Annotated in this window: 19 protein-coding genes, 2 pseudogenes and 1 other annotated feature; of the genes and pseudogenes, 3 read left to right on the top strand and 18 right to left on the bottom strand. The window is 28.7% G+C overall.

Going from position 1 to position 22,248, the window contains the following annotated elements:
• Positions 1–4: 4 nt before the first annotated feature.
• Entirely contained in the window at positions 5–1,732 is a 1,728-nt protein-coding gene (locus GPX08_RS00340; RefSeq protein ID WP_156624279.1) for an ATP-binding cassette domain-containing protein, read from the bottom strand.
• 110 nt (positions 1,733–1,842) lie between these two features.
• Between GPX08_RS00340 and GPX08_RS00335 the strand changes: the two genes are divergently transcribed.
• Positions 1,843–2,655 (top strand): MerR family transcriptional regulator, encoded by an 813-nt coding sequence (locus GPX08_RS00335; protein ID WP_156624276.1) that lies wholly within the window; start codon positions 1,843–1,845, stop codon positions 2,653–2,655.
• Between the two features lie 47 nt (positions 2,656–2,702).
• Here GPX08_RS00335 and GPX08_RS00330 read toward each other — a convergent pair whose 3' ends face one another.
• The 5 genes from GPX08_RS00330 to GPX08_RS00310 form a co-directional block, all read right to left on the bottom strand.
• Positions 2,703–3,515, bottom strand: coding sequence for an alpha/beta fold hydrolase (locus GPX08_RS00330; RefSeq protein WP_156624275.1), 813 nt, complete (start codon positions 3,513–3,515; stop codon positions 2,703–2,705).
• Between the two features lie 243 nt (positions 3,516–3,758).
• Positions 3,759–4,133 carry a hypothetical protein gene (locus GPX08_RS00325; RefSeq protein ID WP_156624273.1) on the bottom strand — a complete coding sequence of 125 codons (375 nt, stop codon included), beginning with the start codon at positions 4,131–4,133 and terminating at the stop codon, positions 3,759–3,761.
• Between the two features lie 322 nt (positions 4,134–4,455).
• A complete protein-coding gene (locus GPX08_RS00320) occupies positions 4,456–5,313 on the bottom strand; it encodes an AraC family transcriptional regulator (RefSeq protein WP_156624271.1) in 858 nt (285 codons plus the stop codon).
• A gap of 240 nt (positions 5,314–5,553) precedes the next feature.
• Positions 5,554–6,984, bottom strand: a complete 1,431-nt coding sequence (gene yfcC, locus GPX08_RS00315) for a putative basic amino acid antiporter YfcC (RefSeq protein ID WP_156624269.1) — start codon at positions 6,982–6,984, stop codon at positions 5,554–5,556.
• 572 nt (positions 6,985–7,556) lie between these two features.
• Positions 7,557–7,784: a hypothetical protein gene (locus GPX08_RS00310; protein ID WP_156624267.1), complete on the bottom strand. Its 228-nt coding sequence runs from the start codon at positions 7,782–7,784 to the stop codon at positions 7,557–7,559.
• 356 nt (positions 7,785–8,140) lie between these two features.
• Here GPX08_RS00310 and GPX08_RS00305 point away from each other — a divergent pair, with 356 nt between their 5' ends.
• The gene (locus GPX08_RS00305; RefSeq protein ID WP_156624265.1) at positions 8,141–8,554 is read left to right on the top strand and encodes a VOC family protein; all 414 of its coding nucleotides are present in this window, start codon (positions 8,141–8,143) and stop codon (positions 8,552–8,554) included.
• 236 nt (positions 8,555–8,790) lie between these two features.
• Here the strand turns inward: GPX08_RS00305 and GPX08_RS00300 are convergent, their stop codons facing one another.
• The 11 genes and pseudogenes from GPX08_RS00300 to GPX08_RS00250 all read right to left on the bottom strand — a co-directional run bounded on the left by GPX08_RS00300 (position 8,791) and on the right by GPX08_RS00250 (position 20,818).
• On the bottom strand, positions 8,791–9,678 hold the full coding sequence (locus GPX08_RS00300) for a carbon-nitrogen hydrolase family protein (protein ID WP_156624263.1): 888 nt from the start codon (positions 9,676–9,678) through the stop codon (positions 8,791–8,793).
• A 71-nt stretch (positions 9,679–9,749) separates the two neighbouring features.
• Positions 9,750–10,028 (bottom strand): annotated as a pseudogene (locus GPX08_RS00295) (VOC family protein); the annotation flags it as partial.
• Positions 10,016–10,237: pseudogene (locus GPX08_RS00290) on the bottom strand (Nif3-like dinuclear metal center hexameric protein); the annotation flags it as partial. The pseudogenes GPX08_RS00295 and GPX08_RS00290, both read right to left, overlap by 13 nt.
• A 147-nt stretch (positions 10,238–10,384) precedes the next feature.
• The gene (locus tag GPX08_RS00285; RefSeq protein WP_156624261.1) at positions 10,385–11,812 is read right to left on the bottom strand and encodes a 6-phospho-beta-glucosidase; all 1,428 of its coding nucleotides are present in this window, start codon (positions 11,810–11,812) and stop codon (positions 10,385–10,387) included.
• 22 nt (positions 11,813–11,834) lie between these two features.
• Entirely contained in the window at positions 11,835–13,682 is a 1,848-nt protein-coding gene (locus GPX08_RS00280) for a PTS beta-glucoside transporter subunit EIIBCA (protein WP_156624259.1), read from the bottom strand.
• 134 nt (positions 13,683–13,816) lie between these two features.
• Entirely contained in the window at positions 13,817–14,653 is an 837-nt protein-coding gene (locus GPX08_RS00275; RefSeq protein WP_156624257.1) for a PRD domain-containing protein, read from the bottom strand.
• 317 nt (positions 14,654–14,970) lie between these two features.
• Entirely contained in the window at positions 14,971–15,357 is a 387-nt protein-coding gene (locus GPX08_RS00270; RefSeq protein WP_156624255.1) for a VOC family protein, read from the bottom strand.
• 22 nt (positions 15,358–15,379) lie between these two features.
• Entirely contained in the window at positions 15,380–17,521 is a 2,142-nt protein-coding gene (locus tag GPX08_RS00265; protein WP_156624253.1) for a diguanylate cyclase, read from the bottom strand.
• Positions 17,522–18,051: 530 nt separating this feature from the next.
• Positions 18,052–19,341 carry an aspartate--tRNA(Asn) ligase gene (gene aspS, locus GPX08_RS00260; protein WP_156624252.1) on the bottom strand — a complete coding sequence of 430 codons (1,290 nt, stop codon included), beginning with the start codon at positions 19,339–19,341 and terminating at the stop codon, positions 18,052–18,054.
• Between the two features lie 150 nt (positions 19,342–19,491).
• Positions 19,492–19,712, bottom strand: a binding site (T-box leader).
• A gap of 295 nt (positions 19,713–20,007) precedes the next feature.
• Positions 20,008–20,265, bottom strand: coding sequence for a hypothetical protein (locus GPX08_RS00255; protein WP_156624251.1), 258 nt, complete (start codon positions 20,263–20,265; stop codon positions 20,008–20,010).
• Between the two features lie 46 nt (positions 20,266–20,311).
• Positions 20,312–20,818 carry a TetR family transcriptional regulator gene (locus GPX08_RS00250; RefSeq protein WP_156624250.1) on the bottom strand — a complete coding sequence of 169 codons (507 nt, stop codon included), beginning with the start codon at positions 20,816–20,818 and terminating at the stop codon, positions 20,312–20,314.
• Positions 20,819–20,922: 104 nt separating this feature from the next.
• Here GPX08_RS00250 and GPX08_RS00245 point away from each other — a divergent pair, with 104 nt between their 5' ends.
• Positions 20,923–21,861 (top strand): alpha/beta hydrolase, encoded by a 939-nt coding sequence (locus GPX08_RS00245; RefSeq protein WP_156624249.1) that lies wholly within the window; start codon positions 20,923–20,925, stop codon positions 21,859–21,861.
• A 155-nt stretch (positions 21,862–22,016) separates the two neighbouring features.
• Here the strand turns inward: GPX08_RS00245 and GPX08_RS00240 are convergent, their stop codons facing one another.
• The gene (locus GPX08_RS00240; protein WP_156624248.1) at positions 22,017–22,187 is read right to left on the bottom strand and encodes an IS3 family transposase; all 171 of its coding nucleotides are present in this window, start codon (positions 22,185–22,187) and stop codon (positions 22,017–22,019) included.
• Between the last annotated feature and the right edge of the window lie 61 nt (positions 22,188–22,248).

Below are 22,248 nucleotides of genomic sequence, written 5' to 3'. Positions count from 1 at the left end.
AAAATCAAGCCTCCTTAATATTCATCTGACTTTTAGCAATTGCTTGATATACTGAACAATTTTTCATTAGTTCTTCATGTTTTCCAACACCAACTAGTTTTCCCTCATCTAGCACAAGGATTTGATCTGCATCCATTATAGTACTTACTCTCTGATCAATTATTATCTTAGCAGTATCTTTCATGTTTTCTTTAAGAGATTTACGTAATGCTGAATCTGTTTTTACATCTAAAGCAGAAAAACTATCATCAAAAATATAAACTGGAACCTTCCTTACAAGAGCTCTAGCAATGGAAAGACGTTGCTTCTGTCCACCTGAAAAATTAGATCCTCCTTGAGAAACTTCTGATTTTATTCCCTTTGGTAATTTATCTACGAAAGCTTCTGCTTGAGCAATAGTTAGTGCTTTTTTCATTTCTTCATTTGTCGCATCTTCATATCCCATTCTTAAGTTGTCTTCAATTGTTCCACTAAATAATAAAGCTTTCTGAGGAACATACCCTACCTTATTTCTAAGTTCTTTTTGAGAAAAGCTTCTTATATCAGCTCCATTTATACGAATTTCTCCTCTATTAATATCATGTAATCTTAATATAAGATTAGCAATAGTACTCTTACCAGAACCAGTACTCCCTATAATCGCTGTTGTCTCGCCTACCTTACATGAAAATGATAAATCCTTTATAACTTCTTCTTCTGCACCATGATATATAAAAGATACATTATCAAATTCAACAACTGTATTATTAGCTTGTACCTCTTTCTTTTCTAGCTTCAAATCCTTAATCTCTGGATTAATTTCTAGAACTTCCTCTATACGATCAAGACATGATTTCATTTTAGGAAGAGTAACACTTGTTGTTGTAGCGAGAATTAAATAACTAAGTGTAATTATTGAGTATTCAGTAACCGCTGTTATTTCTCCTATTTCCATTGAAGCATTCATAGATAGTACTCCACCAAGCCATACAATAATAGCCATAGACAATCCAATTATAAGCCATACTATAGGATTTAATATGGCAAATAACTTGTTTAGCTTTACCATATCTTTTGCATAACCTTCAAAAGCACTTCTTGCTCTACCTTCTTCGTATTTCTCATTTCCAAAAGCACGAATAACACGTATTCCAGTTATAGCTTCTCTTATCACCTGATTAATGTGATCTAATTTACTCTGAACCCTTTTAGAAATAACTGTTGACTTTTTAAGTATTATCCATGCAAAAATAATAAATATTATTATAGATGCAATTAGTATTAAGGCTAGTGCTTCATTGGTATAAGCAGTCATAATAATAGACGATCCAATAACAAGTGGTGCTGGAACTATTAACTGCAGTGCTAAACCAAAAGTCTGTTGCATATTAGAGATATCAGAGGTGGTACGTGTAATCATTGATGATACTCCAATATTATCAAATTCATGAATAGATAACTCCTGACTCTTTCTAAATATCTTATCTCTCATATAGAATCCTAGAGCTGCAGCAATATCAGCAGAAAAATAACTACCTAGTACTGCCGTAACTGTTGCTACTAAAAGAACTAGCAGCATTTGTATTCCTATTCTTGTAATTTCATTTATATCACCTTTTAAAATTCCATTGTCTACAATACCTGCTATTAAAAATGGAATCAGCAATGTTCCAATTGATTGTCCTAAAAGCATAATTAATGTCATTAAAACTTTGCCTTTTCTTTCTCTTAGAAACAATTTTAAATACTTCATAGTCTACCTCCATTATGTAAAAAATTTTTGCAAATAATTATTTCAAGTGGTATTATAAAGCTTAAAGTAACTTTAATGTCAACACTTTATTTAAAATTTTGGAGGGTTTTATGAAAAATAAATCTCAAATGACAATCAAAGAATTTTCATTTTTAACTGGAATAAAACGTGAAAACTTAAGGTATTATGACCAAATTGGACTTCTATCTCCAGAATTTCGTGGTAAAAATGGTTATCGATATTATTCACAAAATCAATTAACTACTGCATATTTAATTATTTCTTTAAGGGAAATCGGAATTGGAATTAATGAAATTAAAAGATATATCGATATTCGTACTCCCGAAGAAATGTTTGCATTATTTAGCTCTCAAAAAGAACATATATTAACCGAAATAAAAAAGCTTAAACGTATATTAGAGGTTATGCAGCTTTATGTTGATATGGCTGAAGAAGCTATTAAATATGAAGAAAATACTATAAGTATTGAATATAAAAAGAATGAACCTATTTTCTTAGGTCCATTAATTCCTACAACACCTTCTGATGATACTCTAGAAGATTTCGTTATATCATTTTATAATTATGCCTATGAAAATGGAATTGAAATAGGTTATCCCCTGGGTGCTATTATTAGTAAAGATGATATTGAATCTGAAAATCCATTATATGCAAAGCAATACTATTTTAAAATATTAAACGGCCATAATACTTATAAACCTGAAGGTAAGTATGTAGTTTTCTATGGTAGATGTGCTTATGGAGAATCAGATGATCTTTATATTAAGTTATATGAATATATAAAAGAAAATAATTTAAAAGTTTGTAGTGATGCCTATGAAGAATATCCTTTAAATGAGCTTTCCACTAAAGATGAAACCCAATATTGTGTGAAGATAGAAATAATGGTAGAAAATAAATAGTAGCTAACTATTAATTAGAAAGCTACTATTTTTATATCTTTAATTTTCTACTCTTCTATAAATTTCATTAATTCATCATTAAATTTATCTTTTTGATCATAAAATGATGCATGTCCACTATATTTAAAAGGTAAAAGTTTGGAATTTTTAATTTTTTGATTTTGGATTTGCCCTAATTCAAATGGCACAACTTTATCATGGATACCGTGGATGATTAAAGTTTTAACATCTATAGTTTCTAAATCAGAAAATAAAACTTCATTAATCCATGTATTTGCTATTGCTGCAGTTGCCCATCCTGCTGCCTTTAAGCCTAATTGAAAGAACCAATCTGAAAAGGCTTGTGTTGTATGCTGAAAGAAAAATATACCTCCAAATTCTCTTAGCATTTTAGGCCGATCTGTATATGTTCCTTGAATAATATTAGTTACTACTTCCTTGTCTACTCCATATGGAAAGTTATCACGTTTTATAAGGCTAGGTGCTGCAGCTGCAAAAAGAGCTAGTTTAGATACTCCATGACCATTATGGCGGCTCATATATCTAATTGCTATTGCACCTCCAGTTGAATGTCCTACAAGGGTAAAATCCTTTAATTTTAATGCATCCACTACAGCTTTCACATCATCTGCTAAACGATCATAATCATATCCTTCAAAAGGCTTACTTGAGTCACCAAAGCCTCTTATATCGATTCCAATGCATCTATACCCCTTTTTAGGAAGCTGATCAAATTGATATTCAAATAAATCATGGCTACCAGGCCATCCATGTATAAATAAAATTGTTTTATCTGCATGTGGATTAAGATCTTCTACAAAAATTGTTACATTAGTTTCCACTCTAACATAGTATCCCACCAGATACCTCCATTAACGAAAATTCTTCATTAATAGATTATTCTTATACATATAAATATGTGAATTACTAATTCTTGCTTTTATAGTATAAGATTTAATACTAATAGAGTTTTAATTTCTACAAACATTATTTATAATAGAGTCTTTATCAAAATAATTATACTAAAGTAATCATATTGTCCAGTTATAAAATAAATTTATATAATAATAAATTTATTTTATAATTCCTATTTATACTCCACTTTAATTACTAAATACAGTTATCCAAAAACATATTGCAGTAATAAATGATAGAGGCGTCATAATATTACTCTCTTTTTTACTCCTAGACATTAAGTTCATAATAGTATTTAACAATAGATACCCAGCAAAGAAGGCACAGATATATTTAGTTACCTTAAGAGAAAACCATAATGGAATGAATCCATCTGTCTGTAACACTATAATAATAGCAAAAATTTGAATAAATACTGAAATTCCAGCCATTACTCTATATCTATTAGGTAATATTTTATGTTGTCCTCCCATGGTAAACTCACCTAATGGTAAACCTATTGCTACTAGAATAGTCAAAATAGCTACTATTGAAAATAAAATTGCTCCTATTATCGAAAACATAAGAATTTCCTTTCTATTTATTTTTAATACATATATTTCCATAACCCTTTGTAAATTACAACTTCCTATATATTCTATTCATACTACAAGTTTGTATTATTATACTCAGTATATGTACTTTAATTCCATTTAAAATAAAAATTGACTACTATATTTTAAAAATGAGGATGCTGAAATCTCATTTTCAGCATCCTCATAATTTCATATACTACTTTTAGGTAATTTCAATTTCTAGGTTAAATAAATTATATTAAAATATTAAACCCTTATGGATTAATTTTATCTAAAAATAGATTCTATATATTAATATCTTAGTTAAACACTATTTTTTCTTTACTGGAATCCAAACTTCACTATAGTAATTCTTATCTAAAACTCCATTTTCATACTTACTTGGATCATTATACATTTCTATATTATAACCTGCAGCAATTTCATAATCTCTACAGTTTGGTAACCACTCTGAAAATATTTTCTTATTAGTTTCTTGAATTGATTCTGGGCCAGGTCCATAACAAGGGAAAACAGCCCAAGTGAACTTAGGAATTGTTTTAACTATATATCCTTCCATATCTTCCTTCTCTTTTGAATAATCCTCTGCAATAAGATACTCGAACTCATTACCACCCATTTCTTCATCAATGTTAATACCATACATTCCACATATATCATTTAGCTTTCCTTGTGAAATATGCTCATTCCAAAATGACGGCACCTCTACAAATGCTGAATCATATTTAAATTTCTTATATGCTCCTATAACTTTGAATTCATCCTTCTCAATTATCTTATAGTCCATTATATATCCACCTTCCAATGAAAATTTTATTTTAAGGGCAACAAAGGACTTTATCATTGCACCCTCTTTTCGAACTGCTGATGGTGTAACTCCATGAAATCTTGTAAAAGCTTTAGTAAAGCTATCTGGAGAATCATATCCATACTTTATTGCAATATCTATAATCTTTTCATCAGTAGATAAAACCTCACTACCGGCAAGTGCAAGTCTTCTTCCCTTAATATACTCACTTAGGGAATATCCACATAACATTCCAAATCCTTTTTGAAAATAAAAAGGAGAAATATTTACCTTATCTGCAATTTCCTTTATTGATATATCCTTCGTAATATTATCTTCAATATAGGAAATAGCTTCTCTAATACTTTCAATCCATTCCATATTTTTTACTCCCCTTGCAATTCGTTAATCTAATCTTATCATCATAAAAGGTTCATATCCCGACTTTTTAAGTTCTATTTTGTCCTATAATTATTATATCAAAATGTTACTAGTCAATTTGTTTTATTTTCTTAATGCAAACAATGTTTTTATAAAAAAAAAGTATAAGCCAATGATAACTTTAATATCATTGGCTTAAATTTTATTTCTTTTACATTTTTATAAAAAACTAATAACTTGTTAGCTCCATCCAATTACTTGAGCTATTGTTATAAATACTATTCCAAGTGTAAATAGTATAGCTTGTAGTGGTAATATCCATTTTAACCATTTGGAATAAGGAATTCCTCCAAGTCCTATACAAGCAATTAATATTCCTGATGTTGGGAACATTGCATTTGAGAATCCATCTCCTAATTGGAATATTAATACTGTTAACTGACGAGATATACCTACTAAATCTCCAAGCGGTGCAAGTATTGGCATAGTTAATGCCGCTTGCCCCGACCCTGAGCTTATAAAGAAATTAATAATCATTTGTACTGGTAGCATTATGTATGATGCTAATATTCCAGGAATAGTACCTATAATGTTTGCTAATCGGAATAAGATAGTATCTATTATATTAGAATTCTCTGCTATGATTAGTATAGCTCTTGCAAATCCTAGCATTATTGCTGCACCTATCATATCTTTTGCACCTTGTATAAATGCATCTGCCATTTCATCAGTAGATAGTCTTCCTATTATTCCTGATAAAATTCCTATTGCTAAGAATACTGATCCTATTTCAGTTATCCAGAATCCTTTTGCTAATACTCCCCATATTATTATACCTATACATGCTAGAAGTAAGAACAATATTATCTTATGAGATAATGAAATTTTATCATCTATATTTTCAACACTAGATAAACTTTGACGCTTTTTCTCATCACTTTCATAAACAGGACTTAACTTAGGATTTTTCTTTATTTTATTAGCATAGAACATAATAAATATTATAGATGCTATTGTTGATACTATCCATACTATAGTTCTATATCCTATTCCTGAGTACATTGGTAATTCTGCTATTGATTGAGCTATTCCAACATTAAATGGATTAAGCATTGCTGATGCGAATCCAGTATTACAAGCTAAATATGTAATAGCTACTGCAACTATACTATCATATCCTAGTACTAATACTAATGGTACCATCATTGTAATAAATGGAATTGCTTCTTCAGTCATTCCAAATACCGCTCCACCTAGAGAGAATATAGTGAATAGTATTGGTATTATTAGTATTTCTTTTCCTTTAAATACATTAACTATACGAACTATTCCAAAATCTATTGCTTTTGTTCTTGTAATTATATTAAATGATCCACCTACTACAAATAAAAATGCTATTATTTCAGCACCAGCTATAATTCCTTGAATAGGTGCTTGTAATAAAGCAAATATTCCTTGTGGATTGCTATCTACATACTTAAATGATCCATCTACAACTACTGTCTTACCAGCTTCATTTACTATTTTTTCATATGAGCCTCCAGGCACTATATAAGTAGCTATTGCAACAATTACTAGTATTATACTTATAATAACTAGGGTATGTGGGACTTTAAACCCTTCCCCTGATTTCTTTTTAGCTAAGCCTTTCTTTAAACTTGCTAAATTCATTACTATCACTCCTCATTTCGTAATACATAAAAAAGTCTTGAGTGAAGCAAATCACTCAAGACTATATTTTCCACTGTATTATTTATAAATTGAGAAATGTTTATAAATCAATTTTTAAATAATAAAATATACCCATCATGATAGCTCACCATAAATAAATTTATGACAGTGTTATGTATATTCTACATAACCCCAACTATATAGTCTTAAAGCTTTCAACCATATGTTTCGGCAGTTTTTCCTTTTGGCTTGCTTCTCTGTTTGCTTAAACTCCACAAACTTACTTTTAAATACTGCATCCTCTATCTTTTTGTATTCTATTTTACAACGAAATTTATTATACAATAATATTTTATACTTGTAAATCTATTATTTCAATAATCGACAAATAATCTCTTTAATATACATATAAACAGGCATTTATATAACACAAAACTGTATTAAATTTAATTATTTCAACTATTTTGTTAATTTTATTTTAATTTATATCTAAAAATATTTAACATACACATTTCTAGATATAGTTTTATCTAACTAAAGTCTTTATCATAACCTAAACTTTAAATGGATAATTAAAAATCGAATCTATCTAACTTCTTTTTCAACTTTCTATTTAAGAGGAATATATTCTCTATTTCTTTTCCTTGCTCATCATAATATTTTACACCTATTCCTGCTACATATCCTAAAGTATCTCTATCAAGTACAGTTCCTTGAATCCTTAATAAATCCTCTTCATTCATAGGCAAATCCACTTCTTTTGTTTCATTATCTCTTTGACATACTAACTTTACTTTCATAGCTATAATTCTCCTTTTAGAAATAGTATTCTTCAAAAAGATAAAAATATATAACCTATAAAAATCAAATAATCACTTAATAGGATACACCATAAAATTCTGTTCTAATTATTGGAACTCTTTTTATTAGTTTTTTATACTTCTTATAAATCTAATATATAGCATTATAACTTATTGATTTTGATTATAATTATGATATACTGATTTAAAATACTTATTATACCAACATTTTCCTAATAGTTATCTATATAGATTTGTAATGAATATTTTGATTATCAATTACTTCTTTTGATATTAAAACTTTCATTAATTGTTGCTTGGCATAATAAATTTATTTACAAAAGGAGTGAATTAACATGGTTGGAGTAGAAATAGATATGGTTGTTTCAGACAGCTTAAAAGCTTTAGAATTATATAAAAAGATATTTGAAATAGAAGTTGTGGAGGCCACTAAGCTTCCTAAAGGTGAAAATGAAGTTGTATTTACCCTTTACGGAGTTCGTTTTCATATGTTAGATGAAAGTCCTCAATTTGGATTAATTGCACCAACTCAGGATGATCCTAAACCTATTTGGTTTAATATTAGTGTACCAGATATTAAGGAAACATATTCTAAAGCATTAAATGAAGGTTGTAAAGAAATACAGCCATTAACAGAGCTTCCTGACTACGGAGTAGCAAATGCCATATTCAGTGATGAATTCTCTTATATATGGATGCTACATCAAGTATATAAAGAAGTTAGCTTTGAAGAACGTGTACAACTTTAGGAAGATAAAAAAGAATCTAAATAACTTTGTTAAATTTAAACATATTAATGAGGCTGTCTCACAAACAGACCAAATTAAGAATTAAAACTTAAAATTGATAATTATTGATGTAATCCTTACAGAATTACTAAAATTATTTCCTTTTCAAAACTCCTTCGGGAGTTTTTTCATTAATTTTTTATTATTCATTCTTAATTTTCCATTGTGTGACAACATCTCTTTTGAATATTATTATTTTATCGTATAAAAGGTTCTTCAACCTTAGGATCTAATAAATCTTTATATGCCTTAACCTTCCTATATGCATTTCCCCAGGTTTCACTTTTTCTATAGTTTCTAATACTCTCTAAATCAAATTCAGCAATTACTATATCTTCCTTAATATCATTGGCTGAAATAATTTTATTATCAATGTAATTCCCATTATCATCAAAAACTATAGGACTATATGCACAAGAATTTTCCCAGTTGTCTCCTGGATAATTAGCCATTGCTATACCCGTCATATTTTCAAAGGCTCTAGTAGATAATTGATTTATTCTCGCTGGATTCATATCACAAGCATTAGGTACAAGTATTATTTCTGCCCCTCTTAACATTAAAATCCTAGCACTTTCAGGAAATTCCCTATCATAGCAAATCATTATTCCAAGTTTAACACCACAGAAGTCACATACTTTAAACTCATCACCACTTTCAAGTAATCCTTCTAAGGAGAAGTCACAAGTATGTACCTTTGAATATTTCATTAAAAATTCCCCAGTTTTATCAATAACTAAAGCTGTATTTTGAGGTCTATTTTTCCCTTTAGAAAGATATGTTATTACAATTCCTATTTCTAATTCTTTAGCAATCCTTTTAAATGATTTAATATACTCACTTTCTTCATCAACTGCTTCAGCAAGCCATTTTTTTCGTTCATTTTCATAGTTTTCATCTAGTGGATTATCAAATGCATCTTCATAAGGAGGATTATACCCATTTGACCACATCTCAGGAAAAAGAACTATATCTGCTCCTAATCTTTTAGCCTCAGTTACATATTTTAATCCTAATTCTAAATTATCATTTATATTATTTGCTATTGCTTTTTGTTGAATTAATCCAACCTTTAAATTTTTCATTATATTAAATCTCCTTATACTGCCTCAACATAATATTTAAAGTATATAGAAAATACTATTATAAATAAACTTTATGTAATATCAGTATCTCTCATCTCTATTTCAGTTCCTTCTGGAGCCTTTATTTTTAATAAACTCTGTCCAAGTACTTTATAAACTATTTCGCCGTTTTTTAATTTAAAATCCTTATGTCCTAAAGATTTAATTCTTTCATATTCCTCTTCTACATTATCAACCATAAAGGCTAAATGAACTGGTCCAGAATTTAAGGAACTCCATTTATTAAATGTATCACCATTTTTAGGTGTTTGAAGCTCTATCATAAAACTACCTAGCTTAATCCATGTATTTCATCCCATGCATCGTGATGAGTCACCATCATATCTACTCCATGAGTTCTTGCTTCCTCTACAGTTTCAAGAGTTAGATTAACACAGTATCCTATTTCGTTAACTTTCTTATCTGCATTGTATGTAATTCCAGATTCATTAGAATATATTTCTTTATTTCTTATATTAAATAGTTCATCAATTCTTTCAACAACATGTAAAGCATCCATATAATCCCCTCAAATTCATAATATTTTCTTTTCATTTCTCATTATTACCATGACTATAATCAATTAATTGTATTATACCACAATACAAAAAAGAAAACCCTCAAAGCAGTCATTACACTACTTTGAGGATTTTGTTATTAACCAACTTTATAGATTTTCTCCATTTGATTTAATAACTTCCTTATACCAATCAAAGGATTTCTTTTTTCTTCTTTCAAGGGTTCCTGTACCATCATTATTCTTATCAACGTAGATGAAGCCATAGCGTTTCTTCATTTCCCCAGTACTTGCACTAATTAAATCAATGCATCCCCAAGGTGTATAACCTATCATTTCTACTCCATCTATAGTTATAGCCTTTTTCATTTCAGCTATATGTTCCCTTAAATATTCTATTCTATAATCATCATTAATTGATCCGTCATCTTCTATTGTATCTGCAGCTCCAAGCCCATTTTCAACACAGAATAAAGGAATTTCATATCTATTATATAAATTGTTTAAAGATATTCTAAATCCTACAGGATCTACTTGCCATCCCCAATCTGAAGCCTTTAGATATGGATTTTTTATACCCTTTGTCATATTTCCCTCAGTAAGAGTCTTACCTTTAGTATTTCCACTTACAACTAATGTCATATAGTAGCTAAAGCCAATAAAGTCAACAGTTCCTAACTTTAATACTTCCTCGTCTCCATCTTGAAACTCTATATTTATATTATTTCTTTCAAAGTATTTTTTCATATAGTTTGGATAATGCCCCTTTACATGAACATCACTAAAGAAATAATGTTTATTCATATAGTTATTTGCAGCTAAAACATCATCAGGATTACAAGTTTCTGGATATGCTAGTGGGTAAACTACCATACATCCAATTTTAAAATTAGGATTAATTTCATGACCTAACTTAACAGCCTTTGCACTAGCTATAAATTGGTGATGGGCTGCTTGATATATTACTTGTTCCTTATTTTCTTCTTTACTTATTCTTAATCCAGCTGGAATAAACGGATGAAGTGTTATTACATTAATTTCATTAAATGTCATCCAATAAGTAACTTTTTCCTTATATCTATTAAATATAACATTACAATAATTAAGATAAAAATCTACTAATTTTCTATCTCTCCAAGCTCCATACTTTTCAACTAAACCATATGGCATTTCATAGTGAGAAATAGTTACAACTGGTTCAATTCCATATTTTAAACATTCATCAAAAAGATTATCATAATACTTTAATCCCTCTTCATTTGGTTCTGATTCATCACCATTTGGAAATATTCTAGTCCATGCTATTGAAGTTCTGAAACATTTAAATCCCATTTCTGCAAATAACTTTATATCATCTTTATATCTATGATAAAAATCTATAGCTTCGTGAGAAGGATAGTTCTTACCTTCAATAATACCTTCTGTATATTCTCTTGGTGTATTAACTGAACCTGCTGTTGCTACATCTGCAGTGCTTACACCTTTACCATTTACATTCCATGCTCCCTCACATTGATTTGCAGCTACTGCTCCTCCCCATAAGAAGTTATCTGGAAACTTATCTATATTATTACTCATATATTTTCCTCCTAATCATTAGTTATATAATTGTTATGATTTCATCTCCTTCATTAACAGAAGCTACATCATTTCCAATTACATCTAAGTAATCACTAGTATTTGTTACTATTATAGGAGTAATTGTATCAAATCCTTTTTCCTTGATTGCGGTCATATCAACTTCTACTAACTTATCTCCAACCTTTACTCTATCTCCACTATTTACAAAGGTAGTAAAATGTTCTCCGTCCAATTTAACCGTATCTAATCCAATATGAATTAATATTTCTGCTCCATCATCAGATTTTAGTCCAATTGCATGTTTTGTGTTAAATACCATTGATACAGTTCCGTCTATAGGTGAAACTACATTGTTATCTGTTGGAATTATTGCAATACCTTTTCCCATTATTTCTTCTGAGAATGTTGCATCATTTACTTCTGATAATGGTACTGCTTCTCCCTTCATTGGAGACTTTATAGAAATCTTATTTTTTAAAGTCTTTACTTCCTTAACTGCATTTTCTTCCTTTTCTTCAACTTCATCTTCAAAACCTAATATCCAAGTAAGTGCAAAAGTAGTTACAAAAGTAATTGCTACTGCAATTAATATATTTACTAAACTTTTAGTATCTGGTCCTATATAATTAGCAAGTCCTGTGAATGCTGATCCACCTGGTCCATAAGCTCTAACAGATGTAATACCTGCATAAAGTCCTCCAATAGCACCACCTATCATTACTGCATATAAAGGTTTTTTAAGCTTTGCATTAACACCATACATAGCTGGTTCAGTAATACCTAAAAGTGCTGTAAATCCAGTTGATGATGCTAATTGCTTTAAGTCTGAGTTCTTACTCTTAATACTAACTGCTAAAGCTGCTGCTCCATGACCTACATTTGATGTAAAAGATCCTGGAATAATTGTTTGATATCCAAGAGTTGTAAGTTGTGTAAATAGCGCTGGATAAAAGCTATAATGCATTCCTGTCATAACAAGCAGTGGATTAATTCCTCCAATTACAAAAGGAAGTGCCCAAGGTGCTTTAGTGTCTATATACATAATTATGTTAGCTAATATGTCCCCAATTATAGTTCCTAATGTTCCTATTGCAATTAAGCCTATAGGTGCAGTTATAGTAAGAACTAAAAGTGGTACGAATACTATTCTAAGTGGCTTTGGTACAATCTTAGTAATTAATTTTTCAACATAAGACATTAACCAAACTATAAGAATTATAGGTATAACTGATGAACTATAGTTAACTAATCCAATTGATAGACCTAAAAACTTAACTGGTTCACCTGCTGCTACTAACGCTGTAAAATTTGGATGTAACAATGCCCCACCTATTACCATTGCTATAAATGGTGATGTCTTAAATTTAATTGCAGCTGTATATGCTAATAAGATTGGCATAAAGAAGAATGCCGCATCTCCTATAAAATTAAGTACATAATATACTTGTGATTCATTAGAAATCCATCCTATAGCTACAAATAATCCAAGGAATGCCTTTAATAGACCTCCCCCTGCTATAGCTGGAATCATAGGTGTAAATATTCCTGCTATTGTATCAAGTACTGCTGACATTACGCCTTTCTTCTTGACCTTTTCTTCCTCTGAGCTATTAGAACCTTTAAAATTACCTAACTTTAATAGTTCCTTATAAACATCAGATACATCATTTCCAATAATAACTTGGAATTGACCTCCATTGTTTACTTGACCCATTACCCCTTTAATTTTCTTAATTTTATCAGGATTTGCCTTTGAGTCATCCTTAAGATTAAATCTCAATCTTGTTACACAATGTGTAACGTGAGCAACATTAGATTCTCCTCCAACGTTCTCCAATACTTCTTTTGCTATTCTTTCAAATTCCATTTTCATTCCTCCAATAAATTATAATTGAAGGTTTTGCCTGCATTACCAGTAACAATCCTGTAGTTTTCCTATTAGCCTCCTTGCCAATAGCATATCAACTCCCTTATTTAAATTTTATATATTAATAATAATCCTTACTTTCTATTTACTAATTTTTGAGTATGGATTATTAAATATAACATCTCTTCTTTAGTTAATTTGTATTTGTGCTTTTCTAATATGAACTTCTGAACTTTTAAAACACATTTATACGCTTCACTATATTTATTTTTAACCATATCAAATAGGTCATTATCCTTTTCATCATTTATAGTTTTGTTATTAAATAACCTTTGTGCAAAGAACTTTAAATGTGTAACAAATCTATGATAACTTAAGGATTCTTCATCGAACTCTATATTAAAATTATATTTAACTATATTCAAAATTTCTTGAATTAACCTCGTCATATCCATTAAAATCGGCATTTCTTCATCTAAGCTTGCATTTACTATATGTAAAGCTATAAAAGCAGCCTCATCAGGGGGTAAATTAATATCAAACTCTTCGTTAATAATTTTTAATGCCTTAAGACCTACATTATATTCTTCCTTATATAACCTCTTAGTCTCCCAAGTAAGTGCATTAGTAACAACTATTCCACTCTTCTGTCTTTGAATAGAATTATAGATATGGTCCGTTAAGGAAAGATAAATACTGTCGTTTAGCTTTTTCCCTATTTCCGCCCTAGCATATCTAATTATTTTTTCTGAAACTACTGTGTACTCAAGTGGAATACTACTAATAAGCTCTATAAACTTATTGTTTACATTAGGGTTTGATAGTGTAAATATCTTTTCAATATTGTTTTTTACGATAATATCTCCACACTTCTTTCTAAAAGCTATGCCTCTACCCATTACTATAATTTCTTCATTATTTTCATTTAGTGATGTTACAACATTATTATTTAGTATTTTTTCGATTCTCATAGGTTAGTCCTCCTTTCTAACAAAAATAAAGCAGGCAAAAATTATAGTCCTTTCCTTTAAACTATAAGTTTTGCCTGCCTTACCAGTAACAATCCTACCAATATATCGAATATGTTTACAAACACATATTATCATACTTCTATTATTATTTCAACATTATTTTTTTACTAAAATAATAAAAACTTATCTATAATTAATGAACTAATAAAATTAATTTTATTATTAGCATCATTAAATTAAAATAATTATACTATATCTAAGAAAAATAAAACAAAAGGCTTATATTTTTAAATCAAACCTTTTGTTCTAAATTAAAATTATATCTTATACTTCTCAATTACTGCAAAATAGTTTTCTTCACTATCTGCAAAATTAAAAGTTTTACCTGTAGGCATATTTATTATTTCTCCTACAGTTACATTATTATTAGTTAACTTTTTATATAATTTTTCTATATCTTCAGTGAAAAACAATAATGATGGAGTTCCTAAATTAATTCCTGAATTCATTTTTTCAATTAATTCTTTATTGTGCAGTACAATAGTTGTTTGTGACTCCTTTTTAGGTGCTATTTCAATCCACCTCATCCCTTCACCATTATCTTCTTCTGATATAACAGTAAAACCTACTTTCTCAGTCCAAAACTTTACTGCTTCATCTTGGTTATATACATAAACCATAACTTGACCTAATATGTTAATCATAAAAACACTTCCTATTTTTTTGTTAATTAATATCTTTAATCTTATACCCATTCTTGCCATTATGCTTCACTTCATAGAGTGTTTCATCGGCAATAGTATATAATTCATTAAAGTTTATATTAAATTTCGTCATAACGCAACCTAAACTAAGTGATATCCTTTGGTTAATACCATTATACTCTATTTCCTTATCCATTAGTTTGCATACTTTCTTTAGTGTTTCCTCAATATCCCCTATATTATTTTCCTCAATATCTTTTATAAAAACGATAAATTCATCTCCTCCTAAACGAGAAACAATATCCGTATTTGAAAAAGACTCTTTTAATATTTTGCTAAAATCTACTAATAAATCATCTCCTACCTTATGTCCTAAGCGATCATTTATCTGTTTAAAATAGTCTATATCTATGATGATAAATGCACAATATAATGATACATCTTTTTCATTTAAATATTCCATAACTAATTTCTCACAGGCTTCTCTATTGTAAACTCCTGTTAATGAATCTATCTGTGTTTTTTCAAATAATCTTTGCTTATCTTCCTTTATTTTATTAAACCTCATTTTAAATATTATATAAATTAATGTAAAAATTATAATTAAGACTATACTAATTATACTTAAACATAAAACTAAATTATTATAGAAAAAATCTTTTATACTAATAGAATGCTTAATATTTAAGGTATTCTTCTGAGCAATATTTTCTATATCTTTATCGGATAAACTATACACAGCTTTATTAAGAATATCTCTTGCATAACTATCCATTTTATTAGATATTCCTACTGCTATTTCGCTTTCCTCTCCAGTATAAATAACTTTTATATTATTATAGTATCCTACTGCACTATAATTAGAGATAGAATAACTGTTACCATAAGTTGATGTTACTACGCCTTCATCAACAGCCCTCAAACATTCTTCCATATTATTATAATATTTAATTTGGTATTCACCAGTTAAATTAAGATGATCATGCCCTATAGGCAAAGCAATTATCTCTTTAACTTCATTGTTGTTTTTTTCGTTATTTACTACTTTTAATACCTCAAAATCTAAATATACTTTTGTTAGCATAAAATCATATTTATCTGCGATTGAATAATCATTTACAGCCCCTATAATTATATTAATTTTACCATCTCTCATCATTTCATATGCTTCATTATAGGTTTTAGCTCTAACATAATCAAATTTAATACCAGATCTTTCAGATATTAAATTCATAGCATCAACAAAAATTCCCTTTGGTTGATTAGAATCTTCATCATAATATTGAATTGGCATTAAACCATCAACATATGCTGCCCTTATTGGCTTCATATGTTTTATATAATTTACCTCACCTTTAGTCATTACTAAATTATTATTGTAATTATTCACAAAGTATTTACTATAAAGTGTTTGGTCAAAATAGGGATTATCGTCTTTAATTTTATAAATAGCTCTATTTAATCCCTCTATAACTTCTGAATTTCCCTTGGTGGTAGCAAAGTAATGTGGTTTTCCTCCAAATTTAGCAATAACATTTTCGTTACTATCTACAGTTAAGTCTCCTCCTATAATAGCATCTACTTCTCCATCCTTCATTTTCTCTAACAGAAAAGGTCTTCCATTACCACCTGAATATGAGATGAGGTCAATATCTTTAATCTTATTTTCTTCACAGAATTCTTTAAAATCTTTTTGGCCATTCACATTTTTTTCAAGATAACCCACTTTCATTCCGTCTAATATAATGTATTTTGATTCATCAAAACTATTATTGTCTAAAACTGCTAAAGTAGTATATGTCATACCTGAATCATATTTAGGGAAATCATAAATCTGCATAGTCGCTTCATTTTTAATCATTCCTGCTAAAATATCAATCTCACCATTTCGTAAGTCTTCCAAAAGTTCTTCAATGTTCTTTTCTACAAATTCATATTCCCAACCTGTATATATGGATATCTCTCTTAAATATTCATAGGCATATCCTGTGTATTCTCCATATTTCTTTTCAGTGAAGCCACTTACAGTTGGAAATCCTACTCTAATTATTTTGTTTTCCTCAGCACTTACATTTTTCGGAAAAATAATAGTACACATAATTACTATTAACATTACAATAAAAGTTTTACTTTTTCTTAGTGTTATTAATGCTCTATGTCTCATCTCTTATTCTCCCTTCCTTCATATAATAAAACACTAAGAGACTGCTTATAAATCTCACTCTAAAATTGTATAAAATTATTTAGCTTAAACTTATATATACTTTTTTCACAGACTTATATTAATATACTGATTTTTTTATTTCAATAATTTTTTAATATATAATATTTACTTATAAGAATTATTTTTTATTCAGTTTTAAATATATTTTTATCAAAAATAGGGCAGATTTTACTAAATTTATTCCTAATATGCTTTCCAAAGAATAACGCAAAAATCTACCCCTAAATAAAAACTTAATTATTTTTCTATAAATAGTAAAAGTTCTTATATATAAAATAATTTTGAATCTCCATAGATACACTTTACCTTGTTATAAGTAAATTAAAAAAGGCTCTTATCTCCTTTCCTTGGTTAACAATTAAGTGTCCTTCATTATCTATAAAGTTTATTATTAACGATATTATATATTATACAAAATTTTGTAGAAATACTTTTACACTACAATTTCTTTCAATTATTTTAAATTAATATTATGGTACAAGTCTTTTCCTATCTCTAGTGATCAATGTTGCTTCTCTTACATTTTCTAATCCTAAAAATTTAGCAGTTATCCTCTCTAGTCCAATTGCTAATCCTCCATGCCTTGGCATCCCATACTTAAATATTTCTAAATAGCTTTCATAGTTATTTGGATTTAATCCCTTATACTTCATATTTTCTACTAACATTTTATAATCATGTATTCTTTGACCACCTGTAGTAATCTCTATTCCTTTAAATAATAAATCAAAACTATGCGTTCCTTCTTCTCCAAGTGGCATTGTATACATAGGTCTCTTTTTTCTTGGATAATTAGTTAAAAACACAAAATCACTATTTAAATTTTCCTTTATATATTTACATAAAAGCTTCTCTGCCTCTGGATCTAAATCTCCCTCTAAATCATGTTTATTATAATTTTCTTTTAATATATTAATTGCTTCCTGAAATTTAATCCTAGGGATTTTATTATTAATTACTGGTAGTTCAACTTGCAATAAATCTAAATACTCTTTACCACTAATTTTTAATGATTCTATTATATATTTTAATAGATTTTCTTCTAAATCCATAATATCGGATTCATCTTCAATAAAGCCCATTTCCAAATCCATACTTATATATTCATTAAGGTGTCTATTAGTATTATGCTCTTCTGCCCTATAAGCATGACCTACTTCAAATACTCTTTCAAAGCCTGAAGCAACCATCATTTGTTTATAAAACTGAGGACTTTGCGCTAAATAAGCTTTTTCCTCAAAGTACTTAACCTCAAAAACTTCTGTACCACCTTCTGCCCCTTCTTTAACAATTTTAGGAGTATTAATTTCAGTAAATCCTTCTTTATTTAGAAATTCTCTAAATGAATTTACTATTAAATTTTGCACTTTAAAAATAGCATTTATTTTCGGATGTCTTAAACTTAATATCCTATTATTAAGCATTATATCTAAATTCACTTCTAGATTTTCTTTATTTACTTCTATTGGAAGCTCATCTTTTACCTTGCTAATAACTTCTAAGTCTTCTACATCAACTTCAAATGGGTTTAATTTATTATTACTTTCTTTAACCTTTCCAATTATAGATACTACAGATTCTATACCAATTTCAGATATATTAAATTTATTATTATCTACTATACATTGAACTAAGCCAGATCTATCCCTAATAATTATAAATGTAATAAACTTTAATCGTCTAAATTTATAAACCCATCCTTGTACACATACTTTTTTATCTATAAAACCATTTAATTCACTTATTAATCTTCTCTTCATTTTTTACCTCCAAAAAAATAATCCCCTTGAGTAAAAAACTCAAGGGGCAAATTGTTTGCGGTACCACCCTTTTTTAATAATGTTTAATTAAATTAAGACAATACACTATATATAATGAGCTCTTTTATATATAAAAAAGCATCCACTCCCAATAGGAGTGAATGCATATTCACGGTACCATCCTAATTCAACAATGTATTAATACATTATCATCTCAAGTCCCTATAACGGAGGATACCCGTCTTATCCTACTTTGTATTTCAAATAAGCATCTCCAGAATGTCCTTCAATATTACCTTTCTCATAGGCTCTCACCACCCCTACTCGCTTTGGATACTAATAATATCTACTTTTTCCTTCAAAGAATTTACTTTTCTATATTCTATTCAAATTAATTATTATTGTCAATACCTTATTTGATAAATAATTTCTATGTTTCATGTATTCCCAATTGCTTATAATACAAATTTTATTCATAAAAATAGACTTAGAAATGCTATTTAAGTATCTGCTGTTTTTAATATCATTTATTTATGGTACGGTTCACCGCACCATATATAAAAAACTTTAGACTTTCCCATATACAATATAATTAGCAATATTTCAAATTCAAGTTTTTACTATAATTTTTCTACAAAAAATAGGATAAGTTTTTCACCTATCCTACTACTTATTTTCTCTTAATGTTTTAATCTCTTCTATATTTAATCCTGTTTTTATACTTATAGTTTCGTCATCTAAGACATCTAATAAGTTATTAGCAATTTCTAATTTCGCCTTTTTTTCTGCTCTAATCTCAGCAGAACTAATCATATTTGCCCGTTCATGTAATGATCTTTCTCTCTCATAATAAATTCTCATTGTTTCTTCATGACTACTTAGGTACTCGATTTTTTGTTTAGCTTTCTCTATTGCTGTATCCAAACTCATCAACTCCTTTAAATAACACTCCAAATAATAAGTAAAAATCCTATTTTCCATGTGATTGCCTATCTATCTGTTGAAGCAATAAAGTCATCTCATCAGGCGTTTCACTCATTCCACGAGTAATCCATTGGTCTATCCAAGCAAAAAGACCTCCGCAAAACCATGCACTAAAATAAGCAGAAATATTATCCTGTTCTACCCTTGGTCCACTAACAGCTTTTATAGTATCGAAAATAAGATAAGACATATTACATCTATATAGTAGTAAATAGAAATCTTTATATTGATAATAGTGCCCAAAGAGGCTTTTTACCCAATTTGGATCTCCTACTTCTTCAAATTCCTTCCCCCAATTCTTAATCAAAAGCATCAAATATTGTTTTAACACATCCGTTTTATCCTGGAAATTTCTATAAAACGATGCTCTTCCCACCATAGCTTCTTTTACTATATCTGTGATATTAATACTGTCAAACTCCTTCTTTTCCATCAATCTTAATAAAGCCATAGTTATTTGTTCCTTCACATAGGAAGTGTCTTTCTTCTTCATATATGATACATCCTCCTGTAATTTGTCTCATTTTTTCAAATCTATTGAATTTAGTATCATCAGATGATACACTTGTCTCATTATTTTGTCAAGGAGGAAAACAAATGAAACTAATAAAAAGAATATTAATAATTACACTAATTATAATTGTTATTATTACATGCATATTCTTTCTCTTAGTAAAACTATCTCAAAAAGCAGTTGCGGTAAATAATAATTACTATAATAAAGTAAAGGCTGTTGGTATGCTTGAAAAGAAGTATACACAAAAAGGTGATTATGATGTTACTTTTATTGAATACGATAGTATCAATAAAAACATTGGTAAATTTAAAATATGGTACCCATCTGAAATTGAGTCAAAAACAACTACTTATCCTGTAGTAATTATGGCAAATGGCACAGGAGTTCCAGCCTCTAAATATAAGGCGATTTTTGAACATCTTGCATCATGGGGATTTATTGTAGTTGGAAATGAAGATGGTGAATCATGGAACGGAAATTCCACATCTCAAAGTCTCGACCATATACTCTCCTTAAATGATGATATCAACAGTGTCTTTAATCAGAAAATAAATGTAGATGCTATTGGTGTAGCAGGACATTCTCAAGGGGGAGTCGGAGCAATAAATGCTTCAACTAATTTTGAAAACAGCAAAATATTTAAATCTATATACACTGCAAGTACAACTCATTATGAACTAGCTGTTGCACTAAAATGGCCTTATGATGTATCAAAAATAAACATTCCATACTTTATGGTAGCAGGAGATGGAAAAGTTGATTCAGAAACAATTACACCACTTTCTTCATTGGAAGAAAATTTCAATTCACTACCTGATAATATCATTAAGATTATGGCAAGAAGAAAAAATACAGATCATGGCCAAATGCTTGCAAATGCTGATGGATATATGACAGCATGGTTTCTATATACTTTAATGAATAATGAAGAAGCTTCATCAGTATTTCTAGGTAATATGCCCGAACTTTTTAATAACACCAACAACTGGCAAGATATTACAATCAATAATATATATTAACAGAATATAGATAAGCCAATGACACTTTTAATATCATTGGCTTAATTCAAATATTTTATAAATTTCTTTTAATTTTGGTTCTCCGTATCAGTAGTAAGTGAGGTTTCTTTAATTGGTCTTATGTTAATATTTTAGACACAAAAAGTCAAACTTTTTTATGCTGCACCTCTAGCTAACAATTCACATTGATGTGGTGTGATGTAATTTAGTGAGGAGTGTAGCCTTTTTCTGTTATACCCCCCTTCAATATATTTAAAAATAGCCATATTAGCTTCTTCGAAGGTACGGTATGTATTTCTATATATCTCTTCCTTTTTTTTACACATTTAGTTTTGTCAAAAGATTTATAATATTTACTTCTGGCTACGCCTAAAACGTTACACATAG

Source organism: Clostridium tertium (assembly GCF_902652255.1).
Lineage (GTDB): Bacteria > Bacillota > Clostridia > Clostridiales > Clostridiaceae > Clostridium > Clostridium tertium_A.
This window is presented reverse-complemented; position numbering and strand designations above follow the sequence as displayed.

What these genes read in the sequence shown, in the direction of transcription:
- GPX08_RS00340 (WP_156624279.1), bottom strand. Translation starts at nt 1,732, where the DNA reads ATGAAGTATTTAAAATTGTTTCTAAGAGAAAGAAAAGGCAAAGTTTTA.
- GPX08_RS00335 (WP_156624276.1), top strand. Translation starts at nt 1,843, where the DNA reads ATGAAAAATAAATCTCAAATGACAATCAAAGAATTTTCATTTTTAACT.
- GPX08_RS00325 (WP_156624273.1), bottom strand. Translation starts at nt 4,133, where the DNA reads ATGTTTTCGATAATAGGAGCAATTTTATTTTCAATAGTAGCTATTTTG.
- GPX08_RS00320 (WP_156624271.1), bottom strand. Translation starts at nt 5,313, where the DNA reads ATGGAATGGATTGAAAGTATTAGAGAAGCTATTTCCTATATTGAAGAT.
- yfcC (WP_156624269.1), bottom strand. Translation starts at nt 6,984, where the DNA reads ATGAATTTAGCAAGTTTAAAGAAAGGCTTAGCTAAAAAGAAATCAGGG.
- GPX08_RS00310 (WP_156624267.1), bottom strand. Translation starts at nt 7,784, where the DNA reads ATGAAAGTAAAGTTAGTATGTCAAAGAGATAATGAAACAAAAGAAGTG.
- GPX08_RS00305 (WP_156624265.1), top strand. Translation starts at nt 8,141, where the DNA reads ATGGTTGGAGTAGAAATAGATATGGTTGTTTCAGACAGCTTAAAAGCT.
- GPX08_RS00300 (WP_156624263.1), bottom strand. Translation starts at nt 9,678, where the DNA reads ATGAAAAATTTAAAGGTTGGATTAATTCAACAAAAAGCAATAGCAAAT.
- GPX08_RS00285 (WP_156624261.1), bottom strand. Translation starts at nt 11,812, where the DNA reads ATGAGTAATAATATAGATAAGTTTCCAGATAACTTCTTATGGGGAGGA.
- GPX08_RS00280 (WP_156624259.1), bottom strand. Translation starts at nt 13,682, where the DNA reads ATGGAATTTGAAAGAATAGCAAAAGAAGTATTGGAGAACGTTGGAGGA.
- GPX08_RS00275 (WP_156624257.1), bottom strand. Translation starts at nt 14,653, where the DNA reads ATGAGAATCGAAAAAATACTAAATAATAATGTTGTAACATCACTAAAT.
- GPX08_RS00270 (WP_156624255.1), bottom strand. Translation starts at nt 15,357, where the DNA reads ATGATTAACATATTAGGTCAAGTTATGGTTTATGTATATAACCAAGAT.
- GPX08_RS00265 (WP_156624253.1), bottom strand. Translation starts at nt 17,521, where the DNA reads ATGAGACATAGAGCATTAATAACACTAAGAAAAAGTAAAACTTTTATT.
- aspS (WP_156624252.1), bottom strand. Translation starts at nt 19,341, where the DNA reads ATGAAGAGAAGATTAATAAGTGAATTAAATGGTTTTATAGATAAAAAA.
- GPX08_RS00250 (WP_156624250.1), bottom strand. Translation starts at nt 20,818, where the DNA reads ATGAAGAAGAAAGACACTTCCTATGTGAAGGAACAAATAACTATGGCT.
- GPX08_RS00245 (WP_156624249.1), top strand. Translation starts at nt 20,923, where the DNA reads ATGAAACTAATAAAAAGAATATTAATAATTACACTAATTATAATTGTT.
- GPX08_RS00240 (WP_156624248.1), bottom strand. Translation starts at nt 22,187, where the DNA reads ATGTGTAAAAAAAAGGAAGAGATATATAGAAATACATACCGTACCTTC.